The following is a 14,675-nucleotide window of genomic DNA, read 5'->3' on the forward strand; positions in this document are numbered from 1 at the left end:
AACGCCGTTCCCATCGGGGAGGTCAGCCGGATCTCCGCCCGCGAGCCGGCCCGCAGCCGCACCGAGGTGGACAGCGCGAGCCTCCACCTCCGCGACGTACTCGCCCGCCTCGACGGAGGTCACCTGGCCGACCGTGGCGCCGTCGAGCCTGACCGGCGCGTCCACGGGCAGGTTGAGGGCGTCGGTGAACTCCACCGTCACCGGGTACGTCGGGCCGTCCACCAGCCTTCGGCAGCGGCACGTCCTCCAGGCTCAGCCCGCACCCGGCGGTCGTCGCGGCGAGGGCCAGCAGCAGTGCGGCGAGCGCGCCGCGCACGCGGGTCACGGGATGCCTCCCGGGAGGCCGTCGTACAGGCCGTCGAGGAGGGGGTCCAGGGCGCCGGTGCCGTCCGAGGTGAAGAGCAGGCCGCACAGCCTGCTGCCCGCCGGCCCGAGGGTGCCGGCGAAGGTCAGGCAGGTGTGGCTGCGGAAGGCCGCGGAGAACGGGCCGGCGCTGAACGCGAACTGCACGCGCAGCCGGCCGAGGTCCCAGTCGTAGGCGCGGGAGAAGTTCTCCGCCATCGTCGGCATCACGTCGAAGGCCTCGCTGAGCGAGTCCTGGTGGTCGCGTACGACGTCGACCACGTCCGCCAGGCCGGCGAGGTCGGCGCCCAGCACACTGCCGTTCCTCCGCAGGAAGTCCGTGGTCAGGCGGGTCAGGCGGTCGAGGCTGCCGAGGGTGGCGACCAGGCTCCTGGCGCTGGCCGGCGAGGACCCGGGTCGTGCCGGCGGTGGCGCGGGTGAAGTCGCGGATGCTGCGGTCACGGCGGGACAGACTCGGTGACGAGCCGGACCAGGTTCCTCGAGACCGCGGTCAGGTCGGCGTCCTTGGAGCTCACCACGCCGAGCGCGTCGCGGCTCTCGGCCAGCGCCCGGCGCAGGTGGGCGCCGTTGCCCTTCAAGGCACTCGCGGTGGTGGCGAGCAGGTCGCCGAGACCGGCCCCGCCCCTGCCCTTGCCGAGCCCGGAGTCGAGCGCCAGCACGAGGTCGTCGATGGCCTTCGCGATCTCGTCCACGGTCGCGGGGGAGCGGGTGTGGTCGGCGGCGATGTGGGCGCCGGTGGCGAGCGTGGGGCCGCCGTCCCAGGCCGGCCCGAGCCTCGATGAAGCGGTCCGTCACGAGCGAGCCCTGGAGGATCTCCGCACCTGCGTCGCGGGGGACGCGGGAGCCGGGTGCCAGGTGCATGACGACCCGCATCGTCGTGCCGCGCGGCCGGACCTCCACGATCTCGCCGATCCGTACGCCGAGGTAGGTGACGTCGTTGCCGACGTAGACCCCGGTGGTGTCGGCGAAGTCGGCGGTCACGACGAGGTCGCCGGGATCCTCGCCGCCCAGCCAGCCCGCGAGTCGCGCACCGGAGAGGGCGAGGGCGAGCACGAGCACGCCGCCGAGGGCGGCGAGGACGGTCCGGCGCCTCACTTGCAGTCCTCCGGCGTGATCGAGCAGACCAGGTCGTCCGGGACGATCGCCCAGGGCGCGTTGACGCCGAGCCACGGACCGTCGCCGGTGGCGTTGGTGAAGACCCGCATCGTCGGCCCGGCGAGGGTCATCGTGCGGTCGAGGTCCTTGCGGTGCTGCTGCAGCACCTTCAGCACGCTCTGCAGGTCGCGCAGTGCCGGGGCGAGCCTGCGGCGCGCTGCGTCGTACGACGGTCGTCAGGCCGGTCACGAAGCGGTGCGCGTCGCGCAGCAGCACGCGCAACGTCTCCTTGCGCTGCTGGACCATCAGCATCACCGCGGTGCCGTTGGTCATCACCCGGTCCAGGGCGTCGGTCTGCCGCAGCACCAGCGAGGTGACCGCCCGGGTCGAGGAGAGGAGGTCGTCGATCTGCTGCTCGCGCCCGGTCACCATCGCCGAGACCCCGGCGATGCCGTCGACGGCGTCGCGCAGCGCGTCCGGGGTGACCTTCAGGTCGGTCGCGAGCACGTCCACGGCCCGTTGGATGCGCTGCAGGTCCAGGGACTCCACCTGGGGCGTGGACTCCAGCCAGAACCGCTCGATCGTGTAGCTTGTCCACCGCGTGCTCGACGGCGATCGTGCCGCCGTCGGCGAGCGCCCGCCCCTTGCCGGGCGAGAGCGCGAGGAAGCGCTGGCCGAGGATCGAGAGCAGCCTTCACCTCCACTGCGCTGTCGTCGGTGATGCCGAGGTCGGCGGGGGCCTTGTCGAGGGAGAAGCCGACGTCCACCTGGTCGCGGTCGGCCGTGACCGTGGCGACCTTGCCGACCCTCAACCCCGCCACCCGTACGTCGTCCCCGGGCTTCAGGCCGGCGGCATGGCGCAGTCGCACGTGGTACTCCGGCGCACCGCCCAGGGTGCGCACGCCCAGCAGCACCAGCCCGAGCACGAGGGCCGCCGCGACGACGCGCAGCGGCCAGCCGAGCCGCGCCATCAGCGGCACCTCCTCGAGTGCCGGTCGCCGGTGACGCCGAGGTCGAGCGTCGTCGGCACACCCTTCAACCCCGCGGCGAGGGTGCAGACGTAGACGTTGAGGTAGCTTGCCGTACCCCAGCGTGCGCAGGTAGGTCTCGAGTTCGCTGCGGCACGGCGGCCCCGGTGCGGGCGAGCAGGTCGCGGCGGCTGGCGAGGTAGGCGATCCACGGCCGGCTCAGGCTCGCGACGTCGACCAGCGGACCGCCCGCCTCCTCGACCACGCCGGCGGCTGTCGCCGACAGGCGCGCGATCCCCTCCAGGCTGGTCGAGATCCGGTCGCGGTCCTGCGCGAGGCCGGCGGTCAGCGAGTCCAGGCCCCGCACCAGGCCGGTGATCTCGGTGCGGTGCGCATCGGTCGTGCGCAGCACGAGGGTGACGTTGTCGACGACCCGGGCGAGGGTGTCCTCGCGGTCGGTGATGCCGGAGGTGAGACTCGGCCGTCTGCTCCAGCAGGTGCTGGATCGTGGGGCCCTGGCCCTGCAGGACCTGCACGATGTTCGTCGCGAGCCTGGTTGAGGTCGCCGGGCTGGAGCAGGTCGAAGACCGGCTTGAAGGCGTTGAACATCGCGGTCAGGTCCAGCGCCGGCCGGGTCCGCGCGAGCGGGATCCGGGCGCCGTCGCGCAGGCGCCGCGCGTCGTCCGCGGCGTCGGGCCGGGCCAGGGCGACGTACCGCTGGCCCATCAGGTTGAGGTAGTCGATGGTCGCCGTGACGTCGTCGTGCAGCACCTGGTCCGCGCCGACGCTCATCGTGACGACGGCGAGCCCGGTCTCCTCGCCGGTGCCGACCCTGGTGCCGGTCACCCGGCCGACCCGCACCCCCGCGACCCGTACGTCGTCCCCGGCCCGCAGCCCGGTCGCGTCCCGGAACACCGCGGTGATCGTGATCGCGTCACCGTGCTGTGCGCGCGACAGGGTGCCGGCGACCATCGCCGTCAGGACCACGGCGAGCAGCGTGAAGAGTGCGACGCCGAGGGTCGCGCCCTTGTGGCGGGCGAGACTCACTGGTTCGGCGGCTCACCGGCACGGCCCCCTCAGGCCGCGGTAGGCCGGGCAGTCGGCGGGATCGCTCGCGTCGTACGGGTCGAGGAGCCTGCGGCGCGAGCACGCCCTCCATCTGGATCCGGCCGTTCTTGACCGCCGCGGCGCCGTTGCGGAGCAGCCTGGGGCACCTTGCGCAGCAGGGAGGCGAAGGCGGGGTAGCGCTGGGCGAAGACCTCCAGGTTCGCCGCGCTCGCGTTGAGCAGGCGCGCGGTCTCCCCGCCGTGTGCGCGCAGGAAGGTGGTCACGCCGTCCTTGCCGTCGAGCAGCCGGGACACGCCCTGCAGCAGCGTGGTGGTCGCCTGCCGCTGCGCCACCAGGGTGCGGGCCAGCGGGCGCGAGTCGCGCAGCGCGGCGACCAGCGGCGGCTCGACGTCGGCCACCAGGTCGCTGTCCTGGGCGAGCAGGTCCAGGTCCCGTCGTACCTGGGGGTGGAGGGCGGCCCACCGCCCGAGGAAGGCGTCGCCGTCGCGGACCATCTGCGCAAGGCGTGCCCCGCGCCCGTCGAGGGAGTCGGCGAGCCTGGGAGAGGGCGAGGTCCCACTGCGCGGGGTCGACGGCGGCCAGCAGTCGCTGGGTCGCGGAGAAGGTGTCCATCAGCCGCAGCGTCGCCCGCGAGGTGTCGGCCGGTACGACGTCGCCGTCGGCCAGGTGCGCGCGGGCGGTCGTGACGGCGGTGGCCCCGGCGGTGCCCCCCGGCGGGGGAGGCCACCAGGTCGACGTACTCGTTGCCGAAGAGGGTGCCCGGGAGCACCCGCGCCCGGACGGCGGCCGGGATGAGGCCGGCGTGCTCGGGCGCCACCAGGACGATCGCGGTCGGACCGTCCCACCCGGTCTCGGCCTTGCGGGCCACCGGGTCGACCTCGACGACGCGACCGACCCGGAGACCGTTGTACTTCACGTCGGAGTTGATGCCGAGGGTGTCGCCGACGGTCGCGAGCCGCACCGTGACCCGTACGTCGCCGCTGATGACGCCGAGGGTCTGCAGAGCGAGCACTCCGGCGAGCAGGCCGAGCGCGGCGAAGCCGGCCAGCCCGGCCAGGGCCAGCCGCAGGCGCAACGTGCCGTGGCCGGCGCGCGCGTGCGGGAAGAGGTACTCGCTCACCGGCTACCCCGAGATCTGCACCTGCTGGTCCGCGCCCCACAGCAGCAGCGTCAGCAGGATGTCGACGACGGTCAGGGAGATGATGCTCGCGCGGATGGCGCGCCCGGTCGCGCGGCCGACGCCCTCGGGCCCGCCGCTGGCGGTGAAGCCGTGGTAGCAGTGGATGAGCGTCACCACGGTGGTCAGGACGACCACCTTGATGGCGGAGTAGAGGACGTCCACGGGCGCGACGAAGGTCTGGAAGTAGTGGTCGTAGGTGCCGGCCGACTGGTGGTAGAACGTCGTCACCATGAAGTCCGTGGCGACGTAGGTCCCGACGAGGCCGATCAGGTAGAGCGGCAGCACCACGATCCAGGCCGCGACCAGGCGGGTGCTGATCAGGTAGGGGACCGGGCGGATCGCCATCGCCTCCAGGGCGTCGATCTCCTCGCTGATGCGCATCGCGCCGATCCGGGAGGTGAACCCGCAGCCGATCCGCGCGGCGAATCCGAGCGCCGCGACCATCGGCGCCAGCTCACGGGTGTTGGCGTAGCCGGAGATGAAGCCGGTCAGCGGCGCCAGGCCGATCACGTCGAGACCCTGGTAGCCCTCCAGGCCGACCTCGGTGCCGGTCAGCGTCGAGAGCAGCAGGACGACGCCGACGACTCCGCCGCCGACCAGGAAGATGCCCGAGCCCAGGGTCACCTCGGCGAGCACCCGCGCGATCTCGCCGCGGTAGCGGGTGAGCGCCACCGGCAGCGCCCGGATCGCGCGCCACGACAGGACGAGCCTGCAGCCCGATGCCGGCCAGCGGGCCGACGACGGCCTTGTCGACGACCTCGACGGGGTCGACCCGTGCGGTGCTCATCCGATCGGACCGCCGGCGAAGGTGCTGTAGACCTGGGAGATCACGAAGTTCGCCGCGAAGAGCAGCACGAAGTTGGTGACGACCGCGCTGGTGACCGCCTCACCGACGCCGGTCGGGCCGCGGCTGGCGCCGAGCCCCTTGTAGGACGCGACGATCGCGCAGATCACCGCGAAGATCGCGGCCTTTGCCAGGGACAGCCACAGGTCGGAGATCTGCGCGAGCGTGGTGACCGAGGCCAGGTAGGCTGCCCGGCGGCAGGTCCTGGACGACCACGCTGATCGAGAGCGTGGTGAGGATCGTGAAGAACATGACCACGCCGTTGAGGAGCACCGCCACGGCGACGATCGCGAACATCCGCGGGACGACGAGCCGCTCCATCACCGACAGGCCCATCACCTCCATCGCGTCGATCTCCTCACGGATCCTGCGCGAGCCGAGGTCGGCGCAGATCGCGGAGCCCGCGACCCCGCTGAGCATCAGTGCGGTGATCAGCGGTGACGCCTGCCGTACGACGGCGAGGGTGTTGCCGGCGCCGGTGAACGCCACCGCGCCGACCTCCTGGGCGAGCACCCCGACCTGCAGGGCCAGGATGATCCCGAAGGGGGACCGAGACGGCGAGCGCCGGGAGCGTGCAGACCCGGACGGCGTACCAGGTCTGGACCACGGTCTCCGCCAGCGGGAAGCGCCGCCCGGTGATCGTGCTCAGGACCGCGCCGAAGACCCGCCGGGTGAAGCGGAGCAGGGCCAGCGAACTCGGCCAACGGCTTGCCGAGGGCGACGACGGCGCGCGGCGGGCTGGTGGCCGACATGGTGCTCCTGCGGGTCGAGGGCTCACTGAGAATGACAGTAGAACTGTCACACCCGAACTGTCCCCGCTCGTGTGACCTACGTCAACCCCGTTCGTTGAAGATCCTGAAACCCGCTCAGGTACGCCTGATCGGGCGTCGCGTGTCTGCATTGCGAGAAGGGTTTGACAGTCGTACTGTGACAGTCATGAGCGCAGCAGCAGGGTTCGAGCCCGGCCCGGAGTCCGACGAGGGCGGCGCCCTGCGCACCGTCGACGAGCTTCGCCGCGGCGGCCGGGCTGACCGTGCGGACCACTCGCTACTACGCCAGTCTCGGCCTGCTCCCGCCGCCGGCGCGCCGCGGCCGGATGGCGTGGTACGACGACAACCACCTCGCCCGCCTGGAGATGATCCGCGCGCTGCAGGGCCACGGATTCACCCTGCAGGCGATCGAGAAGTACCTCGCCTCGCTGCCCGCCGACGCCGGCGTCGAGGACCTCGCCGTCCAGCGCGCCATGCTGACCTCCTGGACGGTGGGCGAGCCGCTCGAGCTCACCCGCCGCCAGGCTCGACCAGCACGCCGGTCGCAGGCTGACCGACGAGGAGGTCACCCTGATCGAGGAGTTCGGCCTGCTGCGCCGGGTGGTCGACGAGCGCGGCGGAGCCTCGGTTCAGCCCGGTCCACGGCTTCGACGTCGCCGTCGAGCCTCCTCCAGGTCGACATCCCGTTCGCCGGGATGCGCGCGGCCGGCGAGGCCATCGAGCGGCACATGTCGGCCCTCGCCGAGGAGCCTGACCTCCGTCCTGCACCACGAGGTCGTCGAGCCCTGGCGCCGCGAGCGCAGCCACTCCTCCCACTCCCGCGAGGACGCCGCGCAGCCTGGAGAACACCATCGGCACCCTGCGCCGGCTCACCCTGGAGGCGATCGTGCGCGGCTTCCAGCGCTCGGCCAACAAGGTGATCACCCGTTCGCTCGACCGCGGCTGAGCCCGCTAGGGTCACCGGCGTGACCCAACGCACTCTCGTCCTCCTCAAGCCCGATGCCGTACGGCGCGGCCTGGTCGGCAACGTGCTCGCCCGCTTCGAGGCCAAGGGCCTGAGCATCGTCGCCCTGGAGCAGCGCCACATCGACGCCGCGCAGGCCGACGCCCACTACGCCGAGCACGTCGAGCGCGACTTCTACCCGCCGCTGCGCGACTTCGTGACCAGCGGCCCGCTCGTCGCGGCCGTCCTCGAGGGCGACGAGGCGATCGAGGTCGTGCGCGCGCTCAACGGCGCCACCGACGGCCGCAAGGCCGCTCCGGGCACCATCCGTGGCGACCTGTCGCTGTCGAACCGGGAGAACCTGGTGCACGGCTCCGACTCCCCGGAGTCGGCGGAGCGCGAGATCGCGCTCTGGTTCCCGGGCCTGGCCTGACAGAGCGCTGAGTCTCGCGCCACGCCGTACCGGCGTGGCTCCCCGGCATCGCGCACCGCGGTGCCTACCCTCGCAATCGGAGGCGGTCGGTGCGTGCGCCCGGCCGTCGCCCCCGGCGCACGGACGACACCACGGACGGACGGCGGCTTCCCCAGAACGCGCACGAGGGTTCGGCCGACGTCGGCCGGGTCCGGCGACGTCTTGCGAGGAAGCGTGAGGGCGAACTCCATCATCGGCCGGGACATGGCCGTCGATCTCGGCACCGCCAACACCCTCGTCTACGTCCGCCGTCGTGGCGTTCTGCTGGACGAGCCGAGTGTCGTGGCGCTCAACGACAGCACCGGCGAGGTCATCGCCGTGGGGCACCAGGCCAAGCAGATGCTGGGCCGCACGCCCGACAACATCACCGCCCTGCGCCCGCTGCGCGACGGGGTGATCGCCGACTTCGAGGCGACCGAGCAGATGCTGCGGCACTTCATCGCCCGCGTGCACCGCCGTCGCTACTTCGCCAAGCCGCGGATGGTGATCTGCGTGCCGAGCTCGATCACGCCGGTCGAGCAGCGCGCGGTCAAGGAGGCGGGCTACCAGGCCGGCGCCCGGCGCGTCTACGTCGTGGAGGAGCCCATGGCCGCGGCCATCGGTGCCGGGCTGCCGGTCCACGAGGCCACGGGCAACATGATCGTCGACGTCGGCGGCGGCACCACCGAGGTCGCGGTGATCTCGCTCGGCGGCATCGTCACCTCGCTGTCCATCCGCACCGCCGGCGACGACCTGGACGCCGCGATCATCGCGTGGATGAAGAAGGAGCACGGCGTGATGCTCGGCGAGCGCACGGCCGAGGACGTCAAGATCACGCTCGGCTCGGCGTTCCCGCGCCCCGGCGAACCGGAGGGCGAGGTCCGCGGCCGTGACATGGTCACCGGCCTGCCCCGCACGGTGCTGGTCACCAGCGCCGACGTCCGGCACGCGCTGGAGGAGCCGCTGCACGCGATCGTCGACGCGGTCCGGGTGACCCTGGACCAGACCCCGCCCGAGTCTCGCGGGCGACATCATGGACCGCGGCATCGTGCTGACCGGTGGGGGAGCGCTGCTGCGCGGCCTCGACGAGCGGATCCGCCACGAGACCGGGATGCCCGTGCACGTCGCCGAGGACCCGCTGGTCTCGGTCGCGATGGGTGCCGGCCGATGCGTCGAGGAGTTCGAGGCGCTGCAGCAGGTCCTGGTCACGAACCCGCGGCGGTTCTGAGGACGCCATGGCCATCGACACCCGCCCGATCCGCTCCACGTCGAGCAGCGGTCCCGCCCGCCGCCCGACGCCGCAGCGCGACCCGAACGACGACCGCGGCCGGCCGCCGCGCTCGCTCGTCGTCGCCCTGCTGCTCGCCTGCGCGACCCTGATGGTCGTCGACAAGGCGGGTGGCGAGGACTCACCCGTCGCATCCGTGCGGCACGCCGTCGGCGAGGTCGTCGGCCCCGTCCAGGCGGGCGTGGCGACCGTCGTGCGGCCCGTCTCGGGGCTGCCCGGCGTCTTCCGGACCAATGACAACCTGCGCAGCCACGTCAAGGACCTCGAGGCCGAGAACGCGCAGCTGCGCACCCAGGCCGACAAGGCCGGGTACGACGACAACCGGCTCCGCGAGCTCCAGGGGCTGCGCTCGCTGGCCCGCGACACCGGCTACGCCCTGGTCCCGGCCCGGGTGATCGCGATCGGCCCCGCGCAGAACTTCTCCAGCACCGTCACCATCGACGCGGGCACCGACGCCGGGCTGCACCCGGACATGACCGTCGTCGCCGCGCAGGGCCTCGTCGGCCGGATCACCGCCGTCACCAGCCACACCGCGACCGTGCTGCTCATCGTCGACGACACCTCCAACGTGGGCGGGCGGATCGGCGACAACATGGAGCTCGGCTTCGTGCGTGGCAACGGCACGCTCGGCACCGACGACCGGCTCGAGATGGAGCTCGCCGACCGCAACGTGGTGCCCAAGGTCAGCCAGGAGATCGTCACCTGGGGCAGCAAGGGCGGCGCGCCCTACGTCTCCGGCGTCCCGATCGGCAAGGTCGCCCAGGTCTTCGAGTCGCTGCGCGAGACGTCCTACCGCGCGGTGATCGAGCCGGCCGTCGACTTCACCGCGCTCGACCTGGTCGGCGTCGTGGTGCCCTCGGGCAGCAGCCATGCCGGCATCGAGGCCGACGGGAGCGTGCCCCAGTGAGGACCAGGCTCGACCGGGCGGCTCGTCGCCGTCTCCCTCGCCCTGCTGGCGGCCCTGCTCGTGCAGGTGACCGTGCTGCCGCCCTTCGCCTGGAAGGTGGGCGGGCTCGGCGTCGTACCGGACGTCGTGCTGCTGGTCGTCGTCGCCACTGCGCTCGCCACGGACACCCGCTACGGCACCCTCGCCGGCTTCTTCGGCGGCCTGCTCATCGACCTCGCCCCGCCCGCCGACCACGTCGCCGGGCGGTGGGCGCTGGCCCTGATGGTGGTCGGCTACGTCGTCGGGCGGCTCGCCCACGACCACACCTCCGACGTGGGGCGGATGGAGCTCGACGGCGCCCGGCGCCCGCCGCTCTCGCTGGTGCTGGCCGCCGCCGCGGGCGGATCCTTCCTCGGCACCTCGGTCTTCGCGCTCAGCGGGCTGTTCCTGGGTGACTCCTCCGCCTCGGTGGGTGGCCTGCTCCAAGTCGCCCTCGTGGCCCTCGTGCTCGACACGGTCGCGGCGCTGCTGGTCGTGCCCGCGACGTACTGGCTGTTTCGCCGACTGGGCCGCGGCCGCGCCCCGCAGGGCGTCTGGGCGCAGACGTGAGCGCCGCCTCGCACCGCAGCCGGCTCCGGCTGATCGTCATCCAGACGCTCGTCTTCTCGCTGCTCGCCACCCTCGGCGCCCGGCTGTACTACCTGCAGGTCGTCTCCGGCGAGGAGTACCAGGGCCAGGCCGCCTCGCAGTCGGTGCGCGAGATCGTCGTCCAGCCCCAGCGCGGGCTGATCGTCGACGCGATGGGCCGTCCGTTGGTCTCGAACCGGCTGACCTGGGTGGTCTCCCTCGACCGCACCCTGATCGGCCGCATGTCCGCGGACGACCGCGCCGAGTCTGCTGCAGCGCACCGCCCGCGCGATCGGGGTGAAGGTCTCCGCGATCGAGGCGAACCTGCTGCTCTGCGGTGACGACGGCGCGGTCGCGGGGCAGTGCTGGAACGGATCGCCCTACCAGCCGGTGCCGGTCGCGAAGGACGTCAAGGAGACCGCCGCGCTGCGGATCCTGGAGCAGCCCGAGGACTTCCCGGGCGTCGTGGTGGACCGGCAGAGCCTGCGCCAGTACCCCGCGCCGTACGGCATCAACGCCGCGCACGTCCTGGGCTACCTCAGCCCGATCACCAAGGAGGAGCCTGGAGGACGCCGAGGACGACGGCGACAGACTCCGTCAACGGTGCCTCGGTCGTCGGCCGCGCCGGTGTCGAGAAGGAGTACGACGAGTACCTGCGTGGCCAGCCCGGCTACCAGCAGGTCGCGGTCGACTCCAAGGGCCGGGTCCGCCAGGACGTCTCCGACCTCGACGCACAGCCCGGCGACACCCTCGTCACCTCGATCGACGCGAAGGTGCAGAAGGTCGTCGAGGAGCAGGCTCCACGAGATGATCCAGACCCAGCGCGCGACCCTGGACCCGGTGACCAAGCGCAACTTCGAGGCGGACTCCGGCGCCGCGGTGGTGATGGAGGCCAAGACCGGCCGGATCATCGCGATGGCCAGCCAGCCGACGTACGACCCCTCGGTGTGGGTGGGCGGCATCACCGACAAGCAGACTCAGCCGGCTCTACTCCGAGGCCGCGGGCACGCCGCTGCTCTCGCGGGCCTTCCAGGGCCAGTTCGCGCCCGGCTCGACGTGGAAGCCGGTCATGACGGTCGGCGCGCTGACCCACGGGTTCTCGCCCGACACCACGCTGAACTGCTCCTCTGCGGTGCAGATCGGCAACCGTGCGTTCCACAACCACGAGTCGGCGGCGTACGGCCCGATCAGCCTTCGCCCGCGCGCTCGAGGTCTCCTGCAACACCTTCTTCTTCCAGGTCGGCATGAAGCTCGTGGCAGAAGTACGGCTCCGACCCGGACGACGTCAACGCCAAGGACCCGCTCGTGTCCCAGGCGGAGAAGTTCGGCTTCGGCGAGCGCAGCGGCGTCGACCTGCCCGGCGAGGCGTCCGGCCGGGTCGCCGACCGCAAGTGGAAGAAGTCGTACTACGACTCGATGAAGTCCTACTACTGCGGCATCGCCGACAAGCCGCAGACCGAGAAGACCTCGGACTTCGTCTACAAGTTCGCGCGCGAGTTCTGCGTCGAGGGCTGGAAGTACAAGATCACCGACGCCGCGAACTTCGCGATCGGACAGGGCGACACCATCGTCACCCCGCTGCAGGCTGGCCCGGGCCTACGCCGCGATCTCCAACGGCGGCACGCTGTGGCAGCCGCGCGTCGGCAAGGCGATCGTCTCGCCGGACGGCAAGACCATCCGCGAGATCGCGCCGAAGAAGGAGCGCGACCTCAAGATCCCCAAGTTCGTGCTGCGCTACCTCGACGACGCCCTGCAGGGCGTCGCGTCCCGCGGCACGATGGCGTGGAAGCTCGGCGGCTTCCCGCTCGACAAGGTCAAGATCCGTGCCAAGACCGGCTCCGCGGAGGTCTACGGCAAGCAGTCGACCGGCTGGGTGGCGTCGTACACCAAGGACTACGTCGTGGTGATGATGATGACCCAGGGCGGCACCGGCTCGGGCGCCAACGGCGTCGGCGTGCGGAAGATCTGGGAGGCGCTCTACGGCGTCAAGGACGCCGACGTCCGCGACGACAAGGCCGTGATCCCCGGCGTCACCCCGCCGGCATCGCTGCCGATCTTCGACGCGGACGGCTCGATCCTGCCGCCGGCGCGCAAGGAGGAGCGATGAGCAACCGGATCCAGGTCTCGCGGGCCGCGTCCCGGCCGACCCGGAAGACCTCCTCGCGCCGGGTGTCCTTCCCGCTGTGGGGCGACATCGACCGCATCCTGCTCGGCGCCGTCGTCCTGCTCTCGCTGATCGGTTGCGTGCTGATCTGGTCGGCCACGCTCGAGCGGGACGACCTCACCGGCGGCGACTCGCGCGCCTTCCTCGTCAAGCAGGCCGTCAACCTGGTCATCGGGCTCGGCCTGATGGCGCTCGTCGTGCTCACCGACCACCGCTGGGTGCGGATCCTGGCGCCGATCGCCTATCTCTTCGCGATCGTGGGCCTGCTGCTCGTGCTCGTCATGGGCTCCACGATCAACGGCTCCCGCTCCTGGCTGATCATCGGCGGGATGTCCTTCCAGCCCTCCGAGCCGGCAGCTCGCCGTCGTCGTCGGCATGGCGCTGGTCGTCGCCGAGCGCAGCGAGGGCCGCTGGCGTGACCGGGTCGGTACGACGGACGTGCTCCTCATGCTCGTCGTCGCCGGCGTGCCCGCCACCTTGATCCTCGCCCAGCCCGACCTCGGCACGATGCTGGTGCTGACCGCCACCGTCTTCGGCGTGATCGCCGCCTCCGGGGCGGACCGGCGCTGGCTGGGCGGCCTGGCCGCGGGCGGGGTCGCCGTCGCGGTCCTCGCGGTGGTGAGCGGCTTCCTCAAGGAGTACCAGGTCGACCGCTTCCTCGCCTTCACCAACCCCGACCTCGACCCCAAGGGCGCCGGCTACAACGTCGAGCAGGCCCGGATCGCGGTCGGCAACGGCGGGACGTTCGGCCAGCACCTCTTCCACGGCTCGCAGACCCAGTCCGGCTTCGTGCCCGAGCAGCACACCGACTTCGTGTTCACCGTCGCCGGCGAGGAGCTCGGCCTGGTCGGCGCTGCGGTGATCGTCGCGCTGCTCGGCGTGATCCTGTGGCGGGCGCTGGTGATCGCGACCCGCACCGACGACGTGTTCGGCCGGATGGCGGCGGCCGGGATCGCCTGCTGGTTCGGCTTCCAGGCGTTCCAGAACATCGGCATGTGCCTGGGCATCATGCCCGTCACCGGCGTACCGCTGCCGTTCGTGTCGTACGGCGGCTCCTCGATGTTCGCCGGCATGCTCGCCGTGGGCCTGCTGCAGAACATCCACCTGCGCACGCTGTCCTCGCCGGCTTCCCGGCTGGCGCCGCAGAAGCGGGTGCTGGTCCGGGCATGAGGGCGGCGAGGAAGGCTGCAGGAATCCCCGGTTAACCGGGGATTCCTACGGTTCTTGACCGTTGCAACGGTCAAGAACCGCGAGAAAACGTCAAGAACCCCGCCCCTGTGCCGGCTCGCGCCGCAGACGCGGGTGCTCGTGCCGACGTGAGCATGGACGACTTCCGGCTCGACCGGGTCGGCTCCGCACTCGCCGGGACGAACCCGACCGTGCTCCGGCGCCTGGACGCGGGCTTCGCGGTGATCGGCGACGTCCAGCACCTCCCGGGCTACTGCGTGCTGATCACCGACGACCCGCACGCCGACCAGCCTGACCGACCTGCCGGTCGAGGGGCAGCTCGCCTTCCTCGCCGACCTGGCCCTGCTGGGGCGTGCGGTCGCCGCCGTCTGCGCCCGCCGGGACCCGGCCTTCCGCCGGATCAACCTGGAGATCCAGGGCAACACCGACGCCTTCCTGCACGCCCACGTGACCCCGCGCTACACCTGGGAGCCGCCGGAGCTCGTCGGCTGGCCCGCCGCGCTGCACCACTGGGAGGACCGTGTCGACCCGGCGCGGCACGGGCTCGGCCCGCAGCACGACGACCTGCGGTCGGAGCCTGGTCGCGGCCATCGACCGGGAGCGCGCGAACCCACCGGGTTGATCGAATCCCTACCATTCAGGTCATGGATGACCCCCGAAGTCCGATCCGTCCACCCTCGCGCGCGCTGAGTGCGCAGGGGGGTGGACGGGCGTGATCGACACGCAGACCTTCCTCAACCTCGGCCTGGTGCTGGTCTTCGTGCTCGTGGGCGGAGTCTTCGCCGCGACGGAGCCTGGCGCTGGTCTCGCTGCGGGAGACCCAGGTCAACCAGCCTAGCA

The 14,675-nt window shown here is 72.1% G+C and carries 20 protein-coding genes and 4 pseudogenes; 14 read left to right on the forward strand and 10 right to left on the reverse strand.

Going from position 1 to position 14,675, the window contains the following annotated elements; all coding sequences use genetic code 11:
- Nucleotides 1-22: 22 nt before the first annotated feature.
- From G5V59_RS31630 to G5V59_RS31675, 10 genes and pseudogenes are all read right to left on the reverse strand, one after another.
- Complete coding sequence (locus G5V59_RS31630; protein ID WP_278259101.1) at nt 23-325, reverse strand: hypothetical protein; 303 nt, start codon at nt 323-325, stop codon at nt 23-25.
- Nucleotides 322-2,007 carry an MlaD family protein gene (locus tag G5V59_RS31635; RefSeq protein ID WP_278259102.1) on the reverse strand — a complete coding sequence of 562 codons (1,686 nt, stop codon included), beginning with the start codon at nt 2,005-2,007 and terminating at the stop codon, nt 322-324. The genes G5V59_RS31630 and G5V59_RS31635 overlap by 4 nt, the downstream gene beginning before the upstream one ends.
- Nucleotides 1,947-2,429, reverse strand: coding sequence for an MCE family protein (locus tag G5V59_RS31640; RefSeq protein WP_278260182.1), 483 nt, complete (start codon nt 2,427-2,429; stop codon nt 1,947-1,949). The genes G5V59_RS31635 and G5V59_RS31640 overlap by 61 nt, the downstream gene beginning before the upstream one ends.
- Nucleotides 2,430-2,493: 64 nt before the next feature.
- Entirely contained in the window at nt 2,494-2,838 is a 345-nt protein-coding gene (locus G5V59_RS31645; RefSeq protein WP_278259103.1) for a hypothetical protein, read from the reverse strand.
- Nucleotides 2,772-3,473 (reverse strand): MlaD family protein, encoded by a 702-nt coding sequence (locus G5V59_RS31650; RefSeq protein WP_278259104.1) that lies wholly within the window; start codon nt 3,471-3,473, stop codon nt 2,772-2,774. Before G5V59_RS31650 ends, G5V59_RS31645 begins: the two co-directional genes overlap by 67 nt.
- A 29-nt stretch (nt 3,474-3,502) precedes the next feature.
- A complete protein-coding gene (locus tag G5V59_RS31655) occupies nt 3,503-3,988 on the reverse strand; it encodes an MCE family protein (protein ID WP_278259105.1) in 486 nt (161 codons plus the stop codon).
- Between the two features lie 242 nt (nt 3,989-4,230).
- A pseudogene (locus G5V59_RS38135) lies at nt 4,231-4,614 on the reverse strand (MlaD family protein); the annotation flags it as partial.
- A 3-nt stretch (nt 4,615-4,617) separates the two neighbouring features.
- On the reverse strand, nt 4,618-5,184 hold the full coding sequence (locus G5V59_RS31665; RefSeq protein WP_278259106.1) for an ABC transporter permease: 567 nt from the start codon (nt 5,182-5,184) through the stop codon (nt 4,618-4,620).
- Nucleotides 5,129-5,461: a hypothetical protein gene (locus tag G5V59_RS31670; RefSeq protein WP_278259107.1), complete on the reverse strand. Its 333-nt coding sequence runs from the start codon at nt 5,459-5,461 to the stop codon at nt 5,129-5,131. Before G5V59_RS31670 ends, G5V59_RS31665 begins: the two co-directional genes overlap by 56 nt.
- 99 nt (nt 5,462-5,560) lie before the next feature.
- Nucleotides 5,561-6,031 carry an ABC transporter permease gene (locus G5V59_RS31675; RefSeq protein WP_341351076.1) on the reverse strand — a complete coding sequence of 157 codons (471 nt, stop codon included), beginning with the start codon at nt 6,029-6,031 and terminating at the stop codon, nt 5,561-5,563.
- A 520-nt stretch (nt 6,032-6,551) separates the two neighbouring features.
- On the opposite strand from G5V59_RS31675, the gene G5V59_RS31680 reads away from it, so the two are divergent.
- The 14 genes and pseudogenes from G5V59_RS31680 to G5V59_RS31745 all read left to right on the forward strand — a co-directional run bounded on the left by G5V59_RS31680 (nt 6,552) and on the right by G5V59_RS31745 (nt 14,673).
- A complete protein-coding gene (locus G5V59_RS31680; RefSeq protein WP_278259109.1) occupies nt 6,552-7,208 on the forward strand; it encodes a helix-turn-helix domain-containing protein in 657 nt (218 codons plus the stop codon).
- Nucleotides 7,209-7,253: 45 nt separating this feature from the next.
- Complete coding sequence (gene ndk, locus G5V59_RS31685; protein WP_278259110.1) at nt 7,254-7,664, forward strand: nucleoside-diphosphate kinase; 411 nt, start codon at nt 7,254-7,256, stop codon at nt 7,662-7,664.
- 243 nt (nt 7,665-7,907) lie between these two features.
- Nucleotides 7,908-8,910, forward strand: a pseudogene (locus G5V59_RS31690) (rod shape-determining protein).
- A gap of 151 nt (nt 8,911-9,061) precedes the next feature.
- Nucleotides 9,062-9,877 (forward strand): rod shape-determining protein MreC, encoded by an 816-nt coding sequence (gene mreC / locus G5V59_RS31695; RefSeq protein ID WP_278260183.1) that lies wholly within the window; start codon nt 9,062-9,064, stop codon nt 9,875-9,877.
- Between the two features lie 36 nt (nt 9,878-9,913).
- Nucleotides 9,914-10,465: pseudogene (mreD, locus tag G5V59_RS31700) on the forward strand (rod shape-determining protein MreD); the annotation flags it as partial.
- Nucleotides 10,462-10,824: a hypothetical protein gene (locus tag G5V59_RS31705; RefSeq protein WP_278259111.1), complete on the forward strand. Its 363-nt coding sequence runs from the start codon at nt 10,462-10,464 to the stop codon at nt 10,822-10,824. The pseudogene mreD and the gene G5V59_RS31705, both read left to right, overlap by 4 nt.
- Before the next feature lie 49 nt (nt 10,825-10,873).
- Nucleotides 10,874-10,984, forward strand: a pseudogene (locus G5V59_RS31710) (hypothetical protein); the annotation flags it as partial.
- Between the two features lie 152 nt (nt 10,985-11,136).
- The gene (locus G5V59_RS38140; RefSeq protein ID WP_341351346.1) at nt 11,137-11,556 is read left to right on the forward strand and encodes a hypothetical protein; all 420 of its coding nucleotides are present in this window, start codon (nt 11,137-11,139) and stop codon (nt 11,554-11,556) included.
- Nucleotides 11,496-11,903: a penicillin-binding transpeptidase domain-containing protein gene (locus tag G5V59_RS31715; protein WP_278260184.1), complete on the forward strand. Its 408-nt coding sequence runs from the start codon at nt 11,496-11,498 to the stop codon at nt 11,901-11,903. The genes G5V59_RS38140 and G5V59_RS31715 overlap by 61 nt, the downstream gene beginning before the upstream one ends.
- A 204-nt stretch (nt 11,904-12,107) precedes the next feature.
- On the forward strand, nt 12,108-12,590 hold the full coding sequence (locus G5V59_RS31725; RefSeq protein ID WP_278260185.1) for a penicillin-binding transpeptidase domain-containing protein: 483 nt from the start codon (nt 12,108-12,110) through the stop codon (nt 12,588-12,590).
- Nucleotides 12,587-13,066, forward strand: a complete 480-nt coding sequence (locus G5V59_RS31730; protein ID WP_278260186.1) for an FtsW/RodA/SpoVE family cell cycle protein — start codon at nt 12,587-12,589, stop codon at nt 13,064-13,066. Before G5V59_RS31725 ends, G5V59_RS31730 begins: the two co-directional genes overlap by 4 nt.
- Nucleotides 13,023-13,817 carry an FtsW/RodA/SpoVE family cell cycle protein gene (locus tag G5V59_RS31735; RefSeq protein ID WP_278259112.1) on the forward strand — a complete coding sequence of 265 codons (795 nt, stop codon included), beginning with the start codon at nt 13,023-13,025 and terminating at the stop codon, nt 13,815-13,817. Before G5V59_RS31730 ends, G5V59_RS31735 begins: the two co-directional genes overlap by 44 nt.
- Nucleotides 13,818-13,924: 107 nt before the next feature.
- Nucleotides 13,925-14,551: a hypothetical protein gene (locus tag G5V59_RS31740; RefSeq protein ID WP_278259113.1), complete on the forward strand. Its 627-nt coding sequence runs from the start codon at nt 13,925-13,927 to the stop codon at nt 14,549-14,551.
- The gene (locus G5V59_RS31745; protein ID WP_278259114.1) at nt 14,548-14,673 is read left to right on the forward strand and encodes a hypothetical protein; all 126 of its coding nucleotides are present in this window, start codon (nt 14,548-14,550) and stop codon (nt 14,671-14,673) included. Before G5V59_RS31740 ends, G5V59_RS31745 begins: the two co-directional genes overlap by 4 nt.
- Nucleotides 14,674-14,675 lie beyond the last annotated feature (2 nt).

The sequence above is a fragment of the Nocardioides convexus genome, from assembly GCF_011090295.1.

Excerpts from the sequence above, each read along its gene's own strand:
- G5V59_RS31640 (WP_278260182.1), bottom strand. The coding sequence starts at position 2,429 with ATGGCGCGGCTCGGCTGGCCGCTGCGCGTCGTCGCGGCGGCCCTCGTG.
- G5V59_RS31655 (WP_278259105.1), bottom strand. The coding sequence starts at position 3,988 with ATGGTCCGCGACGGCGACGCCTTCCTCGGGCGGTGGGCCGCCCTCCAC.
- G5V59_RS31670 (WP_278259107.1), bottom strand. The coding sequence starts at position 5,461 with ATGAGCACCGCACGGGTCGACCCCGTCGAGGTCGTCGACAAGGCCGTC.
- mreC (WP_278260183.1), top strand. The coding sequence starts at position 9,062 with ATGGTCGTCGACAAGGCGGGTGGCGAGGACTCACCCGTCGCATCCGTG.
- G5V59_RS31730 (WP_278260186.1), top strand. The coding sequence starts at position 12,587 with ATGAGCAACCGGATCCAGGTCTCGCGGGCCGCGTCCCGGCCGACCCGG.
- G5V59_RS31735 (WP_278259112.1), top strand. The coding sequence starts at position 13,023 with ATGGCGCTGGTCGTCGCCGAGCGCAGCGAGGGCCGCTGGCGTGACCGG.